General features: G+C 64.2%; 15 protein-coding genes. 11 read left to right on the plus strand and 4 right to left on the minus strand.

What is annotated here, in order from left to right:
- The 9 genes from HP547_RS01040 to gcvP form a co-directional block, all read left to right on the plus strand.
- The coding region (locus HP547_RS01040) for a M24 family metallopeptidase (protein WP_172285295.1) at positions 1 to 575 on the plus strand (575 nt) is incomplete at its 5' end.
- Positions 572 to 1,771: a 2-octaprenyl-6-methoxyphenyl hydroxylase gene (gene ubiH / locus HP547_RS01045; RefSeq protein WP_172285296.1), complete on the plus strand. Its 1,200-nt coding sequence runs from the start codon at positions 572 to 574 to the stop codon at positions 1,769 to 1,771. The genes HP547_RS01040 and ubiH, both read left to right, overlap by 4 nt.
- A complete protein-coding gene (locus HP547_RS01050) occupies positions 1,768 to 2,250 on the plus strand; it encodes a DUF4442 domain-containing protein (protein ID WP_172285297.1) in 483 nt (160 codons plus the stop codon). Before ubiH ends, HP547_RS01050 begins: the two co-directional genes overlap by 4 nt.
- 9 nt (positions 2,251 to 2,259) lie before the next feature.
- On the plus strand, positions 2,260 to 3,477 hold the full coding sequence (locus tag HP547_RS01055; protein WP_172285298.1) for a 2-octaprenyl-3-methyl-6-methoxy-1,4-benzoquinol hydroxylase: 1,218 nt from the start codon (positions 2,260 to 2,262) through the stop codon (positions 3,475 to 3,477).
- Between the two features lie 221 nt (positions 3,478 to 3,698).
- A complete protein-coding gene (locus HP547_RS01060) occupies positions 3,699 to 4,700 on the plus strand; it encodes an extracellular solute-binding protein (RefSeq protein WP_172219481.1) in 1,002 nt (333 codons plus the stop codon).
- A 115-nt stretch (positions 4,701 to 4,815) separates the two neighbouring features.
- Positions 4,816 to 6,438, plus strand: coding sequence for an iron ABC transporter permease (locus HP547_RS01065; RefSeq protein WP_172285299.1), 1,623 nt, complete (start codon positions 4,816 to 4,818; stop codon positions 6,436 to 6,438).
- Positions 6,439 to 6,561: 123 nt separating this feature from the next.
- The gene (gene gcvT, locus HP547_RS01070) at positions 6,562 to 7,644 is read left to right on the plus strand and encodes a glycine cleavage system aminomethyltransferase GcvT (protein ID WP_172285300.1); all 1,083 of its coding nucleotides are present in this window, start codon (positions 6,562 to 6,564) and stop codon (positions 7,642 to 7,644) included.
- 50 nt (positions 7,645 to 7,694) lie between these two features.
- Entirely contained in the window at positions 7,695 to 8,078 is a 384-nt protein-coding gene (gene gcvH / locus HP547_RS01075; RefSeq protein ID WP_172285301.1) for a glycine cleavage system protein GcvH, read from the plus strand.
- 197 nt (positions 8,079 to 8,275) lie between these two features.
- The gene (gene gcvP / locus HP547_RS01080; protein WP_172219473.1) at positions 8,276 to 11,149 is read left to right on the plus strand and encodes an aminomethyl-transferring glycine dehydrogenase; all 2,874 of its coding nucleotides are present in this window, start codon (positions 8,276 to 8,278) and stop codon (positions 11,147 to 11,149) included.
- Between the two features lie 48 nt (positions 11,150 to 11,197).
- Here gcvP and HP547_RS01085 read toward each other — a convergent pair whose 3' ends face one another.
- The 3 genes from HP547_RS01085 to HP547_RS01095 form a co-directional block, all read right to left on the minus strand.
- Complete coding sequence (locus tag HP547_RS01085; protein WP_172219471.1) at positions 11,198 to 11,512, minus strand: DUF2388 domain-containing protein; 315 nt, start codon at positions 11,510 to 11,512, stop codon at positions 11,198 to 11,200.
- 88 nt (positions 11,513 to 11,600) lie between these two features.
- Positions 11,601 to 13,286 (minus strand): GspE/PulE family protein, encoded by a 1,686-nt coding sequence (locus HP547_RS01090; RefSeq protein ID WP_172219469.1) that lies wholly within the window; start codon positions 13,284 to 13,286, stop codon positions 11,601 to 11,603.
- 268 nt (positions 13,287 to 13,554) lie between these two features.
- The gene (locus HP547_RS01095) at positions 13,555 to 14,931 is read right to left on the minus strand and encodes an inorganic triphosphatase (protein WP_172219467.1); all 1,377 of its coding nucleotides are present in this window, start codon (positions 14,929 to 14,931) and stop codon (positions 13,555 to 13,557) included.
- Positions 14,932 to 15,075: 144 nt separating this feature from the next.
- Between HP547_RS01095 and argE the strand changes: the two genes are divergently transcribed.
- A complete protein-coding gene (gene argE / locus HP547_RS01100) occupies positions 15,076 to 16,218 on the plus strand; it encodes an acetylornithine deacetylase (protein WP_172219465.1) in 1,143 nt (380 codons plus the stop codon).
- 124 nt (positions 16,219 to 16,342) lie between these two features.
- Positions 16,343 to 17,641, plus strand: coding sequence for an amino-acid N-acetyltransferase (gene argA, locus HP547_RS01105; protein WP_172219463.1), 1,299 nt, complete (start codon positions 16,343 to 16,345; stop codon positions 17,639 to 17,641).
- A 161-nt stretch (positions 17,642 to 17,802) separates the two neighbouring features.
- Here argA and HP547_RS01110 read toward each other — a convergent pair whose 3' ends face one another.
- Complete coding sequence (locus tag HP547_RS01110) at positions 17,803 to 19,179, minus strand: glutamine synthetase family protein (RefSeq protein ID WP_172219461.1); 1,377 nt, start codon at positions 19,177 to 19,179, stop codon at positions 17,803 to 17,805.
- Between the last annotated feature and the right edge of the window lie 328 nt (positions 19,180 to 19,507).

Here is a 19,507-nt window from a genome sequence, read left to right on the forward strand (position 1 = left end):
GTGACCTGGTGCTGATCGACGCTGGCTGCGAAATCGATTGTTATGCCAGTGACATCACCCGCACCTTCCCGGTCAGCGGGCGGTTTTCGCCGGAGCAGAAGGCCATCTACGAGCTGGTACTCAAGGCGCAGGCGGCGGCGTTTGCCGAGATTGCCCCTGGCAAGCACTGGAACCACGCCCACGAGGCGACGGTGCAGGTCATCACCGAGGGCCTGGTTGAACTGGGCCTGCTTGAAGGCGAGGTGCAGGCGCTGATCGACAGCGAGGCCTATCGCGCCTTCTACATGCACCGCGCCGGGCACTGGCTGGGCATGGATGTGCATGACGTTGGCGAGTACAAGGTGGGCGGCGAGTGGCGGGTGCTGGAACCCGGCATGGCGCTGACCGTCGAACCGGGCATTTACATAGGTGCCGATAATCAGGCCGTGGCCAAAAAGTGGCGTGGCATTGGTGTAAGGATCGAGGACGACGTGGTAGTCACCAGGCAAGGTTGTGAAATCCTCACCTCGGGTGTGCCGCGCACGGTCGCGGAGATCGAGGCGCTGATGCTGGCTGCCCGCAAGGACGCCGCATGAATCGAGTGAACCTGGCGATCATCGGCGGTGGCCTGGTGGGCGCAAGCCTGGCCTTGGCCCTGCAGGCCGGGGCCAAGGCACGTGGCTGGGAAATCATGCTGATCGAGCCGTTTGCTCCCGGCGACAGCTTCCAGCCCAGCTACGATGCGCGCTCTTCGGCGCTGTCGTTCGGTACCCAGCAGATCTATCAGCAACTGGGCCTGTGGCAGGCCATCGGCCGCCGCGCCGAGCCGATCCGGCAGATTCATGTTTCCGACCGTGGACGCTTTGGCGCCACCCGCCTGGATGCACTGGAAGAAGGCGTGCCGGCGTTGGGCTACGTGGTGGAAAACGCCTGGCTCGGCCAGTGCCTGTGGCAAGGGTTGGACAGCGACGTGGTGAGCTGGCGCTGCCCGGCGGAAGTGACGTCGATGCAGGCCATCGAAGGCGGCTACCGCCTTGTGCTCAACGATGAAACCCAGCTGGAGTGCGACCTGGCGGTACTGGCCGACGGTGGCCGCTCTGGCCTGCGCGAGCAACTGGGGATTCACGTGCGCCATACGCCTTACCAGCAAAGTGCGTTGATCGCCAACATCACCCCGGGCGAGGCCCATGGCGGCCAGGCCTTTGAACGGTTTACCGAAGAAGGCCCGATGGCCTTGCTGCCGCTGCCGGACAACCGCTGTGCACTGGTCTGGACCCGGCAGGGCATGGACGCGCGGCGTCTGGCCGACATCGACGAACGCAGCTTCCTGCGCGAGCTGCAGGGTGTGTTCGGCTACCGCCTGGGTGCCTTGCGCCAGGTAGGCGCGCGGCACCTTTATCCACTGTCATTGATCGAGGCCCAAGAGCAGGTGCGCCCGCACCTGGTGGTGCTGGGCAACGCCGCGCACAGCCTGCACCCCATCGCCGGCCAGGGTTTCAACCTGTCGCTGCGTGACGTGCAGTCGCTGGCCGACGCGCTGCTGGCTGGCCCGCAGCAACCCGGCGACCTGGCCACGCTGCAGGCCTATCGCCAACGCCAGCGTACGGACCAGGCCTTGACCATCGGTTTTTCCGACCAGGTCACCCGGCTGTTCGGCAGCAACCAGCCACTGCTGGCCGCCGGGCGCAACCTCGGCCTGCTTGGCCTGGATCTGCTGCCGCCGGCCAAAAGCTGGTTTGCCCGCCAGGCCATGGGCCTGGGCACCCGCCCCGATCCGCGGGGCCAGGCATGAGCAACCCCCGCAGGCTGGCGCGCCGGGCACGCATGTTGCGCTGGCTGTTGAACCTTTACCCGCCGTACCTCGGTGCCGGCATCCGTATCCAGCACATCGGCCCGGACCTGCGCAGCGTAAAGGTGTGCATGAAGCTGACCCGCTGGAACCGCAACTACGTCGGTACCCAGTTTGGTGGCAGCCTGTATTCGATGGTCGACCCGTTCTACATGCTGCTGCTGATCGAGCAACTGGGGCGCGACTACATTGTCTGGGACAAAGCCGCCAGCATCGACTTCATTTCGCCGGGCAAAGGCCCGGTATATGCCGAATTCCACGTCGATGACGCGCTGCTGGACGACATTCGCCAGCAGGCCGCCACCGGCAAGAAGTGCCTGCCGCGTTTGCAGGTTGATATCCGCGATGGCGCCGGTGAGCTGGTGGCGCGGGTCGATAAAACCCTATACGTGCGGCTGAAGCCGCAAGCGAGGCTGGCGTAAGGCATGGAAATGCGCGCAGATCTGTTGATTGTCGGTGCCGGTATGGTCGGCAGCGCTCTGGCCCTGGCATTGCGCCACAGTGGCCTGCAAATCCTGTTGCTCGACGGTGGCCCGCTGACGGTCAAGCCGTTCGATGCCCAGGCCGCGTTCGAGCCACGCGTCAGTGCGTTGTCGGCCGCCAGCCAGCGCATCCTCGAGCGCCTTGGCGCCTGGGAGGGCATTGCCCGGCGGCGTGCCACGCCTTACTCGGACATGCACGTGTGGGATGGCAGTGGCACCGGGCAGATTCACTTTTCGGCCGCCAGCGTGCATGCCCAGGTGCTCGGCCATATCGTCGAGAACCGGGTGGTGCAGGATGGCCTGCTGGAACGCCTGCATGACAGCGACATCGGCTTGCTGGCCAATGCGCGGCTGGAGCAACTGCGCCGCTCCGGTGACGAGTGGCTGCTGACTCTGGCCGATGGCAGGCAACTGCGCGCGCCGTTGGTGATCGCGGCCGACGGCGCCAACTCGGCGGTACGGCGCCTGGCCGGTTGCGAAACCCGCGAGTGGGATTACCTGCACCATGCCATCGTCACCAGTGTGCGTTGCAGCGCCGGGCACCAGGCTACCGCCTGGCAGCGCTTCACCGATGAAGGGCCCCTGGCCTTCCTGCCATTGACCCGCGATGGCCAGCAGGACTGGTGCTCGATTGTCTGGTCGACCACCCCGGAGCACGCCGAGCGACTGATGGCGCTGGATGAAACGGCGTTCCTGCAGGCGCTGGAGCGGGCCTTCGAGGGCCGACTGGGCGATGTACTGCAGGCCGACCCACGGGTGTGCGTGCCGCTGCGACAGCGTCACGCCAAGCGCTATGTGCAAGAAGGTCTGGCCTTGATCGGTGATGCTGCGCACACCATTCACCCGCTGGCGGGGCAGGGCGTGAACCTGGGCTTTCTGGATGCGGCGGTGCTGGCCGAGGTACTGGTCAATGCCTGCGAGCGTGGCGAGCGGTTGGCGGATGTGAAGGTGCTGAGCCGCTACGAGCGCCGGCGCATGCCGCACAACCTGGCGTTGATGGCGGCGATGGAGGGCTTCGAGCGGTTGTTCCAGGCCAATCCGTTGCCGCTGCGCTGGTTGCGTAACAGCGGGTTGAAACTGGTAGAGCAGATGCCGGAGGCCAAGGCACTGTTTGTGCGTCAGGCGTTGGGGCTCAGTGGTGACCTGCCAGATCTGGCAAAGGCCTGAAGGCCGCCGACAATGCCTTGTTGGAGCAGCCTTGTGCTGCGAAGAGGCTCGGGAGCCTAGCCGAACATCTGGATCAGGCTGCTGGCCCTTTCGCAGCACAAGGCGGCTCCTACAAAGACAATGTGCGGCTTCTGCAACATCCGGTAACTGCGCGGAGGGTGAGCTGGAAAATGGGATTCACTACCATTTGCGCCTCTCATACGATCCGAGGAGTGCTTTCCATGTTGCCACGCAAGCCCCTACTGGCCGCCCTGGCCCTGACCCTGTTCGGCGGCACTGCCCAGGCAGCAGACGAAGTGGTGGTGTACTCCTCGCGCATCGACGAGCTGATCAAGCCGGTCTTCGATGCCTATACCGCCAAGACCGGGGTGAAGATCAAGTTCATCACCGACAAGGAAGCACCGTTGATGCAGCGCATCAAGGCCGAGGGCGATAACGGCGTGGCCGACCTGCTGCTGACCGTGGATGCCGGCAACCTCTGGCAAGCCGAGCAGATGGGCATCCTGCAGCCGATCAAGTCCGACATCATCGACCAGAACATCCCGCCCCAGTACCGCGCCTCGTCCCATGAATGGACCGGCCTTAGCCTGCGGGCGCGCACCATCATCTACGCCACCGAGCGGGTCAAGCCGCAGGAGCTGAGCACTTACGAGGCCCTGGCCGACAAGCAATGGGAAGGCCGCCTGTGCCTGCGTACAGCGAAGAAGGTGTACAACCAGTCGCTGACCGGCACCCTGATCGAAACCCATGGCGAGGCCAAGACCGAGCAGATCGTCAAAGGCTGGGTCAACAACCTGTCCACCGATGTGTTCTCCGACGACAACGCCGTGATCCAGGCGGTCGCGGCTGGCCAATGCGACGTGGGCGTGGTCAACACCTATTACTACGGCCGCCTGCACAAGCAGAACCCGCAGCTGCCGGTGAAGATCTTCTGGCCCAACCAGGGTGACCGTGGCGTGCACGTGAACCTGTCGGGCATCGGCCTGACCAAGCACGCACCACACCCGGAAGCGGCGAAAAAACTGGTGGAATGGATGACTGGCGAGGAGGCGCAGAAGCTGTTTGCCGACATCAACCAGGAGTTCCCGGCCAACCCTAAGGTCAAGCCTTCGGAGGAAGTGGCGGCGTGGGGCAGCTTCAAGGCTGACAGCATTCCTGTGGAAATTGCCGGCAAGCGCCAGGCTGAGGCCATCCGCCTGATGGATCGGGCTGGCTACAACTAAGCGCCAAGGCTTATCCTTCCGGGGCCTGCAAGGGCCCTTTCGCGGCGGTTCATCGGAACGCCGAACAGCCGCGAACGACCGCGCAGCGGTCGCCATCGCAATCGAGAACCAAGCCTTGCCTCACACCCCCCAACGCCGCTGGTACCTCCCGGTCTCACTGATCGCGGCCCTGGTACTCCTGCCCCTCAGCGTCCTGCTGCTGTCCTGGCAATCGATCGACCTGCAGATCTGGTCGCACCTGCTCGACACCCAGATGAGCCGCCTGCTCGGCAATACCCTGACCCTGGTGGTGGGGGTCGGCATCGGCGTCACCGTGCTGGGCGTGAGCCTGGCATGGCTCACCAGCCTCTGCGAGTTCCCCGGCAGGCGCTGGCTGGACTGGGCACTGATGCTGCCATTCGCCATCCCGGCCTACGTGCTGGCATTCGTCTTCGTCGGCCTGCTGGACTTCGCCGGCCCGGTGCAAACCGCCCTGCGCGAGGTATTCGGGCCGATGCGCCTGCCACGCGTGCGCTCCACCGGCGGGGTGATCATCGTGCTGGTGCTGGTGTTCTACCCCTATGTCTACCTGCTGGCACGCACGGCGTTCCTGGCCCAGGGCAAGGGCCTGATGGAAGCGGCCCGCGTACTCGGCTTGTCCCCCCTGCAGGCGTTCTGGCGCGTGGCCCTGCCCATGGCGCGGCCGGCAATCGGTGCCGGTATTGCCTTGGCCCTGATGGAAACCCTGGCTGACTTCGGTGCGGTGGCGGTGTTCAACTTCGACACTTTCACCACCGCCATCTACAAGACCTGGTACGGCTTCTTCAGCCTTTCCAGCGCGGCGCAGCTGGCCAGCCTGCTGTTGCTGGCGGTGATGCTGGTGCTGTACGGCGAGCGCCGGGCACGGGGCGCCAGCCGCAGCGGCAACGAACGCCCGCGGGCGCAGGCGCTGTATCACCTGCGTGGGGTCAAGGCGTTGCTGGCCAGCGGCTGGTGCCTGCTGGTGTTTGCCTGCGCCTTCGTCATCCCGCTGCTGCAGCTGCTGGCGTGGTTCTGGCAGCGCGGCAGGCATGACCTGGACGAGCGCTATGTCGGCCTGGTACTGCACACCCTGTACCTGGGCGGCATGGCGGCGCTGGTGACGGTGTGCGTGGCATTGCTGCTGGCGTTTGCCCGGCGCCAGGCGCCGACAGGCGGTATCCGCGCCGGGGTCGGGCTGGCCAACCTGGGCTATGCCTTGCCAGGTTCGGTGCTGGCGGTGGCGATCATGCTGGCCTTCAGTTACCTCGACAACCACCTGGTCATCCCGCTGTCGACCTGGCTGGGCGGGGCGGGCAAGCCGCTGCTGCTCGGCAGCCTGTCGGCGTTGCTGCTGGCTTATCTGGTGCGCTTCATCGCGGTGGCCTACGGGCCGCTGGAAAGCAGTCTGGAGCGCATTCGCCCGTCATTGCCCGAGGCCTCGCGCAGCCTGGGCGTAGGTGGCGCAAGATTGTTTTTCAAGGTGTATCTGCCGTTGCTGGTACCGGGTGCGCTGAGCGCGGCCCTGCTGGTGTTCGTCGATGTGCTCAAGGAAATGCCGGCCACCTTGCTGATGCGTCCGTTCGGCTGGGATACCCTCGCGGTGCGCGTGTTCGAGATGACCAGCGAAGGCGAGTGGGCGCGGGCCTCGTTACCGGCGCTGACCCTGATAGTTGTGGGCTTGCTGCCGGTTATCGGCCTGATCCGCCGTTCGGCACGACGACCCGGTCACAGTCAGTGAGGATGCCAGTTCGCGACCTTGCGGCTACAATGCGCGGCATTCGCGCGGCGGGTCCTACAAGAAGAGCTGACGACCAAACGTCATCGACCGCCGCCGCTTCGCCACGCCCGGAAGGAGAAACCCATGGGACAGCGCACGCTTTTGTATGACCTGCACCTGGCGCTAGGTGCCAAGACGGTCGATTTCGGTGGCTGGGACATGCCCCTGCACTATGGCTCGCAGGTGGAAGAGCACCATCAGGTGCGTAGCGACTGTGGGGTTTTCGATGTTTCCCACATGACGGTGATCGATGTCGATGGCGCTGACGCCACTGTCTGGCTGCAGCATCTGCTGGCCAACGATGTCGCCCGGCTCGAAGGGGTTGGCAAGGCGATGTACAGCCCGCTGCTTAACGAGCAGGGCTGCGTCATCGATGATCTGATCGTCTACCGCACGGCAAACGGCTATCGCCTGGTTACCAACGCCGCCACCCGGGCCAAGGTGCTCGATTGGCTTGAGCGTCAGCAGGCCGACCATTCCGTGAGCTTCAAGGCACGCCCCGACCTGGCCATTCTCGCCATCCAGGGGCCGCACGCCCGCGAAAAAGTCGCAGCTTTGCTCAGTGCCTCGCGCGCCGCTCTGGTGCGTGAGCTGCGCCCGTTCGAAGGCGTAGCGGAAGGTGACTGGTTCATTGCCCGCACCGGGTACACCGGTGAAGACGGCCTTGAGATCATCTTCCCGGGTGATCAGGCCGTGGCTTTCTTCAACGATCTGGTCGGTGCCGGCATTGCTCCAAGCGGGCTAGGCGCCCGCGATACCCTGCGCCTGGAAGCCGGCATGAACCTGTACGGCCAGGATATCGACGAAGCCCACACCCCGCTCACCTCCAACCTGGGCTGGTCGATCGCCTGGGAGCCAGCCGACCGCGACTTCATCGGCCGCACCGGCCTGTTGGCGGAAATCGAGCACGGCGTGCAGGAAAAACTGGTTGGCCTGGTGCTTGAAGAGCGAGGTGTATTACGTGCCCACCAGGTGGTACGAGTAGCCGGTATTGGCGAAGGGGAGATCACCAGTGGTAGTTTCTCACCTACGCTGAGCAAGTCCATTGCCCTTGCGCGCGTACCCATGGCTACCGGTGACCGGGCCGAGGTGGAAATCCGCGGCAAGTGGTACCCGGTGCGGGTGGTGAAACCAACCTTCGTGCGCCACGGCAAGATCCTGATCTGAACAATTTTTAACGGCGGGCCTACCGCTGAGCCAATCGAGGAATTCAAGACATGAGCAATATCCCCGCCGACCTGCGTTTTGCCGAAAGCCATGAATGGGCCCGCCTGGAAGCCGACGGCACGGTGACCGTGGGCATCAGCGACCACGCCCAGCAAGCCCTGGGTGATGTGGTGTTTGTCGAACTGGCCGAAGTCGGCAAGGTGTTTGACGCTGGCGACGCTGCCGGTGTGGTCGAGTCGGTGAAGGCCGCTTCGGATATTTACGCGCCGATCGGTGGCGAAGTGATTGCGGTGAACGAAGAGCTGGCCGATAGCCCGGAGCAGCTGAACGAAGAACCTTACGGCGCGTGGATCTTCAAGCTGAAGCCTAGCGACAAGGCCGAGCTGGACAAGCTGCTGGATGCTGCGGGCTACAAGGCGGCCATCGGCGAGTAAGACCGCGTCGCCTGCTTCGCGGCTAAAGCCGCTCCTACACAGATACAGCGCTGCACCCGAAACCGGTGCAGCCCCCTGTAGGAGCGGCTTTAGCCGCGAAGAGGCCGGGCCTGTAAACAAGTTTCCCCGCAGAATCGGCAATCCCTTCCTAGACTTGTAAGTCTCCATGAGACCTGGTCCAGGAAGAGAGCGTCGTCATGTCCCAGTCGCCGTCCCTGCGTCAACTGCAAGAACTCAACCCTTTCCTGCGTCGCCACCTGGGCCCCGATGCCGCGGAGCAGCAGGCCATGCTCGATGCGCTGGGCATTACCAGTCGCAGTGAGCTGATCGAGCAGACCGTACCGCCCGATATTCGCCTCAATCGCCCTCTCGACCTGCCGCCGGCGCTGGACGAGCAAGCCGCCCTGGCCAAACTCGCCGGTTACGCAGAGCAGAACCAGGTCTGGACCAGCCTGATCGGCATGGGCTACCACGGCACCATCACCCCAACCGTGATCCTGCGCAACGTGCTGGAGAACCCGGGCTGGTACACCGCCTACACCCCCTATCAACCCGAGATCGCCCAAGGCCGGCTCGAGGCGCTGCTGAACTTCCAGCAAATGGTCATCGACCTCACCGGGCTGGCCCTGGCCAATGCCTCTCTGCTCGACGAAGCCACCGCCGCCGCCGAAGCCATGGCCCTGGCCAAACGGGTGGCGCGCAACAAGAGCAATGCCTTCTTCGCCGACCAGCACTGCCATCCACAGACCTTGTCGGTACTGAAGACCCGTGCCGAGGGTTTTGGCTTCGAGCTGATCGTCGATTCTGTGGATAACCTTGGCAAACACGCGGTATTCGGCGCTTTGCTGCAGTATCCCGATACCCACGGCGAAGTGCGCGATCTGCGCCCGCTGATCGACCGGTTGCACGGCCAGCAGGCCCTGGCCTGCGTCGCTGCCGACCTGCTCAGCCTGGTGGTACTGGCGCCGCCTGGGGAGCTGGGCGCGGATGTGGTACTGGGGTCGACCCAGCGCTTCGGCGTGCCGATGGGCTACGGCGGCCCCCATGCTGCCTATTTCGCCTGCCGCGACGACTACAAGAGGGCCATGCCCGGGCGCATCATCGGCGTGTCCCGCGATGCGCGGGGCAACACCGCGCTGCGCATGGCTTTGCAAACGCGTGAGCAGCATATCCGCCGCGAGAAGGCCAACTCCAATATCTGCACGGCCCAGGTGCTGCTGGCCAATATCGCCGGTTTCTATGCGGTGTACCACGGGCCGCAAGGCCTGCAGCGTATTGCCCAGCGGGTGCATCGGCTGACCTTCATCCTGGCCGCAGGCCTTGAGGCCAAGGGCATCCAGCGCCTCAACCAGCACTTCTTCGACACCCTTACCGTGGATGTGGGTGGCGCGCAGGCCGCCATCATCGAAAGCGCCGAAGCGGCGCACATCAATCTGCGCATCCTTGGTCGCGGGCACCTGGGTGTCAGCCTGGACGAAACGTGCAACGAGCAGACGGTGCTGCGCCTGCTGGACATCTTCCTGGGTGTCGACCACGGCCTGGACATTGCGGCACTCGACCAGCTGGCACTGCCCGAGGGCATCCCGGCCAACCTGGTGCGGCGCACGCCATTGCTCGCCCACCCGGTGTTCAACCTGCATCACAGCGAAACCGAGATGCTGCGCTACCTCAAGCAGCTGGAAAACAAGGACCTGGCCCTGAACCAATCGATGATCCCGCTGGGGTCGTGCACCATGAAACTCAACGCCACCAGCGAGATGATCCCCATTACCTGGCCGGGTTTCGCCCAACTGCACCCGTTTGCCCCGGCGGCCCAGGCTACGGGTTACAAGGCGATGATCGACGAGCTGGAAAGCTGGCTGTGTACGATCACCGGTTTCGACGCCATCTGCATGCAGCCCAACTCGGGCGCCCAGGGTGAGTACGCCGGCCTGATGGCCATCACCCGCTACCACCGCAGCCGCCACCAGCCGCAACGAACCCTGTGCCTGATCCCGTCCTCGGCCCACGGTACCAACCCGGCTTCGGCGCAAATGGCCGGTATGGAGGTGGTGATCGTCGATTGCGACAACGATGGCAACGTCGACCTGGCCGACCTGAAGGCCAAGGCCCATGCGGCTGGCGAGCGCTTGTCATGCCTGATGATCACCTATCCGTCGACCCACGGCGTGTACGAAGAGGGCATTCGCGAAATCTGCGAGGTGGTGCATCAGCACGGCGGGCAGGTGTACATGGACGGCGCCAACCTCAATGCCCAGGTGGGCCTGGCGCGGCCGGCAGACATCGGTGCCGACGTTTCGCACATGAACCTGCACAAGACCTTCTGCATCCCCCACGGCGGTGGCGGCCCGGGCATGGGGCCAATCGGCATCCGTGCGCACCTAACGCCATTTGTCGCCAGCCACCCGGTGGTACCGGTGCCGGGCCTGGACCCCAACAACAGCGCGGTCAGCGCCGCACCCTGGGGCAGCGCCAGCATTCTGCCGATCAGCTGGATGTACATTGCCATGATGGGGCCACAGCTGGCCGATGCCAGCGAAGTGGCGATTCTCTCGGCCAACTACCTGGCCAGCCAGCTGGGTGGCGCCTTCCCGGTGCTCTATCGCGGGCGCAACCAGCGGGTGGCGCATGAGTGCATCCTCGACCTGCGGCCGTTGAAGGCCTTGACCGGCATCAGCGAGGAGGACGTGGCCAAGCGCCTGATGGACTATGGTTTCCACGCGCCGACCATGTCATTCCCGGTACCGGGCACGCTGATGGTGGAGCCGACCGAGAGTGAATCGAAGGCCGAGCTGGACCGGTTCGTCGAGGCGATGCTGGCGATTCGGGCGGAAATTGCTGAGGTGCAGGAGGGCAACTGGCCAGCGGAGAACAACCCGCTCAAGCATGCGCCGCATACCTTGGCCGATGTGCTGGGGGCGTGGGAAAGGCCGTATAGCCTGGAGCAGGCGGTGGCGCCCAGTGCTCATGTGCGTCAGCACAAGTACTGGCCGGCGGTGAACCGGGTCGACAATGTGTATGGGGACAGGAATCTGTTCTGTGCGTGTGTGCCGGTGGAGGCTTATCGCTGAGGATGGTGTGGATTCTTCGCGGGCTTGCCCGCGAAGAATCCAGCGCGGTTATTCGGCTACCGCGTTCTTGGCCAGGATGGCATTGGCCAGCTCCATGTCGGATGCCTGCATGCCCGGGTTCTCCGCGCGCACCTGGTTCAGCGCCGACTCCAGGAACGGCCCGCGAATGGCGCCCTCGCTGGCCACGAAGCTGCCGGCGTCATCCTGCGCCGCCATCACCAGCTTGTGATCCCGCGAGGTCAGGTAGCTGGATGCGGTAGTGGCACCGGAAGAAATCACGTTACGCCAAAAGGTATCGGCCATGGCCGAGCCAAGAGGCAGCGAAAGCAAGGCAGCGGCGGCGATGGCGGTTTTGAGACGCATGTTGAAACACCTCGAAGGGTGAGGGTTGAAGATGCGCGGTTTGATCTTGCTTCAGAGGGCAAGTTCCTTGATTACAAGGGTTTTTTGCTCAGGAACAGGCCCGCAGTACTTCCTCCAGCCGGGTCTGCCCGCAGGCCACTTTGGCCTCCCCACAGCTGCGCAAATCGAGCAGCCCATCGGCCACGGCCTGGCGCCGTAGGGTGGCCAGGTCGCTGCCCGGGCCTATCTGCGCACGCAGGCTGTCGCTGGGCACCAATAGTTCGAACAGCCCCGTGCGGCCATGAAACCCGGTGCCGCGGCAAGTACGGCATGGCTGGCCGCTGGTTGCCGCCGCATCGCCCCGGCAGTCGGCACACAGCGTGCGCACCAGTCGCTGGGCCATGACCCCGACCAGCGTTGCCTTGAGCAGGTAGTCGGCAACACCCAGCTCTTGCAGGCGGGTAATCGCCGCGCAGGCGTCGTTGGTATGCAGGGTCGACAGTACCAGGTGACCGGTCAGCGCTGCCTGTACCGCCACCAGAGCGGTTTCGCGGTCGCGAATTTCGCCGATCATGATGATATCCGGGTCCTGGCGCAGCATCGCCCGCACACCGCTGGCAAACGTAAGGTCCAGGGTGGGCTGGACCTGCAGCTGGTTGAAGGCGGGCTCCAGGCGCTCGATCGGGTCCTCTATGGTGCACAGGTTGACCTGCGGCGTGGCCAGCAGCTTGAGGCTGGCATACAGCGTGCTGGTCTTGCCGGAGCCGGTGGGCCCGGTCACCAGGATGATGCCCTGGCGCTGGCGCAGCAGGTCGTGCCACCGGGCCAGTTGTTGCCCTTGCAGGCCGAGCCGGTCAAAGCCCACCTGCAGTTGTTGCGGGTCGAACAGGCGCAGCACCAGCTTTTCACCAAACGGGGTTGGCAGGGTCGATAGCCGCAGCTCCACTTCGCCGCCATCTTGCAGCCGGCTTTGCAGCCGGCCGTCTTGTGGCCGGCGCTTTTCCGCTACATCCATCCGGCCAAGGTGTTTCAGGCGGCTGACCAATGCCAGGGTCACCCCGGCGGGGAAGGCGTACACGTTATGCAGCACGCCGTCGATGCGGTAGCGCAGCTGGCCCTGCTCGCGGCGCGGTTCCAGGTGGATATCGCTGGCGCGCTGCTCGATGGCGTACTGCAGCAGCCAGTCGACGATATGCACGATGTGCGCGTCGTCCGCGCTGGCTTCGGCCTGGCGCTTGCCCAGCTCCAGCAGCTGTTCGAGTTCGCCAAGGCTGGCCGATTGCTGGTGTTGCGCACCTTTTACCGACTGGGCCAGACGGGAGAACGACTGCGCTGACTGGCGCAGTTGCAGTGGGCTGGCCAGGACACGACGGATCGGCCGCCCCAGGCTGCGGGCCAGGTCGGCCTGCCAGTCCTGCTGGTAGGGCTGGGCACTGGCGACCGTAACGCTGGATGGGTCGGCAGCGACGATGAGGATGCCATGGCGCTGGGCGAACGCCGGGGAGATCAGACCCGCGACCTGGGGCAGGTCGAGTTGCAGGGGGTCGATGCGCAGGTAGGGCTGGCCGACCTTGCCGGCCAACCATTGGCAGAGGTACTCCAGGTCCAGGGGGTGGCCAGGGTCCTGGCGGTTTTCAAGGTGGCAGGCGGCAATTTGCTCGAGGGGGTGGCAGGCTGGCTTGGCTGCGGCGTGTTCGAGCACGTGCAGGGTGTCGTTGGCGTGCAGGTGCTGATCAGCCAGCAGCGCTTCGAGGACGCGCTTGAGGTCGAGTGCCGGGTTGTCGGGGGTATGCATGATTGGCGTCCGTGCCTGATGGAAGTGCTGAGCAAGGCTAGCCCGGACGGGGGAGGGTTACCGCGAAAGTTAAGTTTCGAAATCTTGCTGTGCCTGTGCCGGCCTCTTCGCGGGCAAGCCCGTCCTCATAGAAGTGCATATAACTTACTGATTTAGAAGGGACCCTGTGGGAGCGGGCGCGCCGGCTCCCAGAGGTTACGCGGAGCGCCCAGCATCAGTTCTCTGGGCGACAGCGCAGCCCAATGAGCTGGGCAATCTCCTACAGGGATCAGCCCTTGAGCAGGTGCTTCCAGCCGCGGCTCTGATCGACTGCACGCGCCTGGTCGATGCGCGCCTCAAGCAGTTCGTTGGGCTCTTCACCCAGCGGCGATTCCGCCAGCTCGTGGAGTTTTTTCAGGTCGCCATACAGGCGGTCCATCTGTGGTGCTTCGAGCACTTGGCGGGCATGGTGCAGCCAGGCCAGCAACTGCTCGATACGTGGCAGCTGCTCGGCCAGGTCTTCCGGGCGCTGGGTGTACAACGGCAGCTTCAATGCACGGCCTTCTTCGCCCAGCAGGTGCGCCAGCCAGTTGGCCAGCTGCGCCTTGCCCTGACGTTCGCCGCGGCCCTTGCGGTCCACGGTCCAGGCTCGGGCCAGCAGCCAGCGCGAGGTTTCCAGCGAGAACTGGCCCCAGCGCACATCTTCCAGCTCTTCGGCAAACTGCTCGGGGGCGGCGCGGCGGATGTCTTCGTCATCGTTACCGGCCTGCACCAGCGGGCGCCAGTCTTCGAGCAAGGCGTCGAGGCTGCTGCGCAGGTCGCGGGTGGTGGCACGTGGCGCGGCCTGGCCCAGGCTGGCGGTGAGCGCCCGCAGCTCGCTCAGGCAATCGACCCAGTCTTGCAGCAGACGCCAGTGGCCGTTGTGGCGGTATTGCTCGGCCAGGCGCTGGCTGCTGGCCAACAGTTGCCAGGCCACCGCAGCGTAGGCGTCGTCCAAGGCCATTTCGGCGTCCAGCTCGGTGCTGGGCAGGCCCAGCTCGTAGCTGTCCGGCTGCAGCAGGCGGTAGCCACGCTCGGCCTTGCTGATGTCGCAGGGCATCAGCGGCAGGCTGGCGGCCAGCTCGGCGGCCAGCTCCAGCAGGGCTTGCGGCTCACCTTCGCGCAGTTCCAGCTCCAGCTCGCAAATCTCTTCCTTGCGCTTGCCGGCGATGACGAAGCCTTGGTCCAGCGCAGCTTCGATCACCACTTTGCTCTTGCCACGGCCCCAGGCGATTTCGGCGAATTCACGGGTGAAATCGGTGCTGAACAGCGGCTTGATGGTTTTCTTGTCCAGGTCGGCCAGCTGCTCGGGCCAGCAGGTGGCGTCGAGTTTCTTCAGGTCGAGCTTGGCCTTGTCCAGCTGCCATTCATGTTCCTGGCGTACGGACAGACCGGCCACGCTCTGGCCACGGCACTTCAAGGTCTGGATGATGACTTCGCCATCGCGGCGCAGGCGCAGGGCGACGCGGGCTGCAGAAAGCTCGCGCTCGGGGGTGTCGAAGTACTGGTTGGTCAGTTCGCGGGTCTGCCAGCCGGACTTGTTGCGCTTTTTCAGCAGAGGGTGCTCGCGCAAGGCGGCAAGGGTCTCGCGACTGGCGCGGAGCTTGAGTTCGGTTTCTTTGTGCATCACAGACTCGAAGGAGGGGGCGTGGTTGCCAAGGAGTTTACAGCAGTCGGCTGTCGACTGTTGGATCGTGGTCGATTGTTCGCGGGGTTGTCCTGCGAATGGACGGCATTGTTATGATGGGTAACGCTTCCGAGGAGTACGCGCATGCCGTTGCCGACGCTGAAAGACCAGTTTGCCGCCTTGATCGCCGCGCCTTCGGTCAGTTGCACCCAGCCCGCGCTCGACCAGTCCAACCGCCAGGTCATCGACCTGCTGGCCGGCTGGCTGGGCGACCTGGGGTTCGCCTGCGATATCCAGCAGGTCAGCCCCGGCAAGTTCAACCTGCTGGCCAGCCGTGGCAGCGGCCCGGGTGGCCTGGTGCTGGCCGGGCACAGTGACACCGTGCCCTATGACGACCAGCTGTGGGCCAGCGACCCACTGAAGCTGACCGAGGCCGATGGCCGCTGGATCGGCCTGGGCAGCTGCGACATGAAGGGCTTCTTCGCGCTGGTCATCGAAGCGGTCATTCCGTTGCTGGAGCACGATTTCAAGCAGCCGCTGCTGATCCTCGCCACCTGCGATGAAGAAAGTTCCATGTCCGGCGCCCGTGCCCTGGCGGAGGCCGGCCAGCCGCTGGGCCGCGCGGCGGTGATTGGCGAGCCTACCGGGTTGCGGCCGATCCGCATGCACAAGGGCATCCTCATGGACCGCATCGATATCCTCGGGCGCAGCGGCCATTCGTCGGACCCAAGCCTGGGCCGCAGCGCGATGGAGGCCATGCACGCGGTGATGGCCGAGCTGATGGGCCTGCGCCAGCAATGGCAGGAAAACTACAGCAACCCGCAGTTCAGCGTGCCAACCCCTACCCTGAACTTCGGCTGCATCCACGGCGGTGACAACCCCAACCGCATCTGTGGCCAGTGCGCCCTGGAATTCGACCTGCGCCCGCTGCCAGGCATGGATGTGGAGCAATTGCGCGCGGCCATCCGCGAAAAACTGCGGCCCGTAGCCGAGCGCCATGAAGTGCGTATCGACTACGCGCCGCTGTTCCCGGAGGTGCCCGCGTTCGAGCAAGCCGCCGACGCCGAGCTGGTGCAGGTGGCAGAACGCCTGACCGGCCATCGCGCCGAAGCGGTAGCGTTCGGCACCGAAGCGCCTTATCTTCAGCAGCTGGGCTGCCAGACCATCGTGCTGGGCCCTGGCGACATCGCCTGTGCCCACCAGCCCGGCGAATACCTGGAAATGTCACGAATCGAGCCTACCGTGCGTCTATTGCGTGACCTGATCCGGCACTATTGCCTGCACTAAACGTCAATCAAGTTGATTCGTTCCTGCCTAGAGGAGACCGCGCGTGACCGCAAGCCTGTTCCGACGATGATCCTGAACGCCCCCTGTATCGCCGTTCTCCGTCCACTTATCCACAGGCCCTGTCATGCCCGACTACGTCAACTGGCTGCGTCATGCCTCCCCGTACATCAATGCCCATCGCGACTGCACCTTCGTGGTCATGCTCCCTGGCGATGGGGTGGAACACCCTAATTTCGGCAATATCGTTCACGACCTGGTGCTGCTGCACAGCCTTGGCGTGCGGCTGGTGCTGGTGCACGGCTCGCGCCCGCAGATCGAAAGCCGTCTGGCTGATCGCGGCCTCACGCCGCACTACCACCATGGCCTGCGCATCACCGATGCCGCCACCCTGGACTGCGTGATCGATGCCGTCGGCGCCCTGCGCCTGGCCATCGAGGCGCGCCTGTCGATGGACATCGCTGCCTCGCCGATGCAGGGCTCGCGGCTGCGCGTGGCGTCTGGCAACCTGGTCACGGCGCGGCCGATCGGCGTGCTCGAAGGGGTGGACTACCACCACACCGGCGAAGTGCGCCGGGTCGACCGCAAGGGCATCAGCCGCCTGCTCGACGAGCGCTCCATCGTGCTGCTGTCGCCGCTGGGCTATTCGCCCACCGGAGAAATCTTCAACCTGGCCTGCGAAGACGTGGCCACCCGTGCCGCCATCGAACTGGGCGCCGACAAGCTGCTGCTGTTCGGCGCCGAACCGGGCCTGTTGGACGCCGACGGCAAGCTGGTGCGCGAGCTGCGCCCGCAGCAGGTTGCGCCGCACTTGAAGCGTCTGGGCAGCGACTACCAGGGCGAATTGCTGGATGCCGCCGCCGAGGCCTGCAAAGGCGGCGTGGCGCGCAGCCATATCGTCAGCTATGCCGAGGACGGTGCCTTGTTGACCGAGCTGTTCACCCGTGGCGGTGGCGGCACACTGGTGTCGCAGGAGCAGTTCGAAGTGGTGCGCGAGGCGACCATCGAGGATGTCGGCGGCTTGCTGGACCTGATCAGCCCGCTGGAAGAGCAGGGCATCCTGGTGCGCCGCTCGCGCGAGGTGCTGGAGCGCGAGATCGAACAGTTCAGCGTGGTCGAGCGCGAAGGCATGATCATCGCCTGTGCGGCGTTGTACCCGATTGCCGATTCCGAGGCCGGTGAGCTGGCGTGCCTGGCGGTGAACCCGGAATACCGCCATGGTGGGCGTGGGGATGAACTGCTGGAGCGTATCGAAAGCCGGGCGCGGCAGATGGGCTTGAATACCCTGTTCGTGCTGACGACGCGCACGGCGCACTGGTTCCGCGAACGCGGGTTTGCGCCCAGTGGTGTGGAACGGCTGCCGGCGGCGCGGGCTTCGCTGTACAACTACCAGCGCAATTCGAAGATTTTCGAGAAGTCTTTGTAAACCTTTACTGGCCCTATCGCCGGCAAGCCAGCTCCCACAGGTACTGCACAGCCTTCAAAGCTGGCCTCTACCTGTGGGAGCTGGCTTGCCGGCGATAGGGCCGGTACAGCCGGTGCATTCCCCAGAATGAAAAACGCCGCCCTTGTGGGCGGCGTTTTCATTTACACGGTATGCAGATACCAGTTGTACTCGAGGTCGGAGATCGAGTGTTCGAACTCCTCCAGCTCGCTTTCCTTGCACGCGACAAAGATGTCGATGTACTTCGGATCGATGTACTTGTTCAGGATCTCGCTGTCGTCCAGCTCGCGCAGGGCATCGCGCAGGTTGTTCGGCAGGCTCTGCTCGTGCTGCTCGTACGAGTTGCCCTCGACTGGCGCCCCTGGCTCGATCTTGTTGGTCAGGCCGTGGTGCACGCCAGCCAGCACAGCCGCCATCATCAGGTACGGGTTGGCGTCGGCACCGGCCACGCGGTGTTCGATGCGCACGGCATCCGCCGAGCCTGTTGGTACACGCAAGGCCACGGTGCGGTTGTCCAGGCCCCAGCTGGGCGCGTTCGGCACGTAGAACTGTGCGCCAAAGCGGCGGTACGAGTTGACGTTCGGGCAGAGGAACGCCATCGATGCAGGCAGGGTCTCGAGCACACCGCCGATTGCGTGACGAAGCGCGGCGTTCTGCTCGGGATCCTCGCTGGTGAAGATGTTGTTGCCATCTTTGTCCAGCACGGAAATGTGTACATGCAGGCCGTTACCTGCCTGGCCCGGGTAGGGCTTGGCCATGAACGTGGTGTCCATTTCATGGTCGTAGGCGATGTTCTTGATCAGCCGCTTGAGCAGTACCGCGTAGTCGCACGCCTTGAGCGGGTCGGCCACGTGGTGCAGGTTGACTTCGAACTGCGCCGGGGCGCTTTCCTTGACGATGGCGTCAGCTGGAATGCCTTGTTCCTTCGCGCCTTCGAGGATGTCCTGCAGGCAGTCGGCATATTCGTCGAGGTCGTCGATCAGGTAGACCTGGGTCGACTGCGGGCGCTTGCCCGAGATTGGCGAGCGCGGCGGCTGCGGGCGACCGTTCACGTTCTCCTGGTCGATCAGGTAGAACTCGAGCTCGAAGGCGGCGCAGATGGTCAGGCCCATTTCGTCGAACTTGCTGACGACCTGGCGCAGTACCTCACGAGGGTCGGCGAAGAACGGCTCGCCTTCGATCTCGTGCATGGTCATCAGCAGCTGGGCGGTGGGGCGTTTTTGCCACGGCTCGTTACAGAGCGTGTCGGGAATCGGGTAGCAGATGCGGTCAGCATCGCCGATGTCCAGGCCAAGCCCGGTGCTTTCGACGGTGGAACCGTTGATATCCAGGGCAAAGAGGGAGGCAGGCAGGTTGATGCCTTTTTCGTAAACCTTGTGGAGGCTGGTGCGCTCTATGCGCTTGCCGCGCACCACACCATTCATATCTGCAATCAGAAGGTCAACGTAGAGAACCTCAGGATGTTCCTTAAGGAACGCGTTCGCTTCGTTAAGCTGAACGGCACGCGGGGGTACCGACATGATGCAACACCTTTGTTGTTAAAAATATCAATCAAGGGGGGCTTGCAGGTCCAGTCAATCGAAAAGACAAACTGATGTCAAGCCAACCCCATGATGCCCTGAAATGGCACATCGACGGCAGATTTGCTGCAAATCGGGGCGTGCCATTATCCGCTATTTCTTTCACAAAGGGGTATCTCCGACGTGCCGTGTTTTATTTTTTACGGAGGTGTTGTGTAAAAAAATGAACAAGGCTAAGCTCGGTCTCAACCCAAAACACAATAATACGAGGGTCACATGGTCCGCTTGCCGCGACCTGAAAGCACTGCCTGCGCAGTGCCATCGGGTA

Source organism: Pseudomonas sp. CM27 (assembly GCF_013179515.1).
In the GTDB taxonomy this organism is placed as follows: domain Bacteria; phylum Pseudomonadota; class Gammaproteobacteria; order Pseudomonadales; family Pseudomonadaceae; genus Aquipseudomonas.

Coding starts and splice junctions, on each gene's coding strand:
- ubiH (WP_172285296.1), top strand. CDS start 572: ATGAATCGAGTGAACCTGGCGATCATCGGCGGTGGCCTGGTGGGCGCA.
- HP547_RS01050 (WP_172285297.1), top strand. CDS start 1,768: ATGAGCAACCCCCGCAGGCTGGCGCGCCGGGCACGCATGTTGCGCTGG.
- HP547_RS01055 (WP_172285298.1), top strand. CDS start 2,260: ATGCGCGCAGATCTGTTGATTGTCGGTGCCGGTATGGTCGGCAGCGCT.
- HP547_RS01060 (WP_172219481.1), top strand. CDS start 3,699: ATGTTGCCACGCAAGCCCCTACTGGCCGCCCTGGCCCTGACCCTGTTC.
- gcvT (WP_172285300.1), top strand. CDS start 6,562: ATGGGACAGCGCACGCTTTTGTATGACCTGCACCTGGCGCTAGGTGCC.
- gcvH (WP_172285301.1), top strand. CDS start 7,695: ATGAGCAATATCCCCGCCGACCTGCGTTTTGCCGAAAGCCATGAATGG.
- gcvP (WP_172219473.1), top strand. CDS start 8,276: ATGTCCCAGTCGCCGTCCCTGCGTCAACTGCAAGAACTCAACCCTTTC.
- HP547_RS01085 (WP_172219471.1), bottom strand. CDS start 11,512: ATGCGTCTCAAAACCGCCATCGCCGCCGCTGCCTTGCTTTCGCTGCCT.
- HP547_RS01090 (WP_172219469.1), bottom strand. CDS start 13,286: ATGCATACCCCCGACAACCCGGCACTCGACCTCAAGCGCGTCCTCGAA.
- HP547_RS01095 (WP_172219467.1), bottom strand. CDS start 14,931: ATGCACAAAGAAACCGAACTCAAGCTCCGCGCCAGTCGCGAGACCCTT.
- argE (WP_172219465.1), top strand. CDS start 15,076: ATGCCGTTGCCGACGCTGAAAGACCAGTTTGCCGCCTTGATCGCCGCG.
- argA (WP_172219463.1), top strand. CDS start 16,343: ATGCCCGACTACGTCAACTGGCTGCGTCATGCCTCCCCGTACATCAAT.
- HP547_RS01110 (WP_172219461.1), bottom strand. CDS start 19,179: ATGTCGGTACCCCCGCGTGCCGTTCAGCTTAACGAAGCGAACGCGTTC.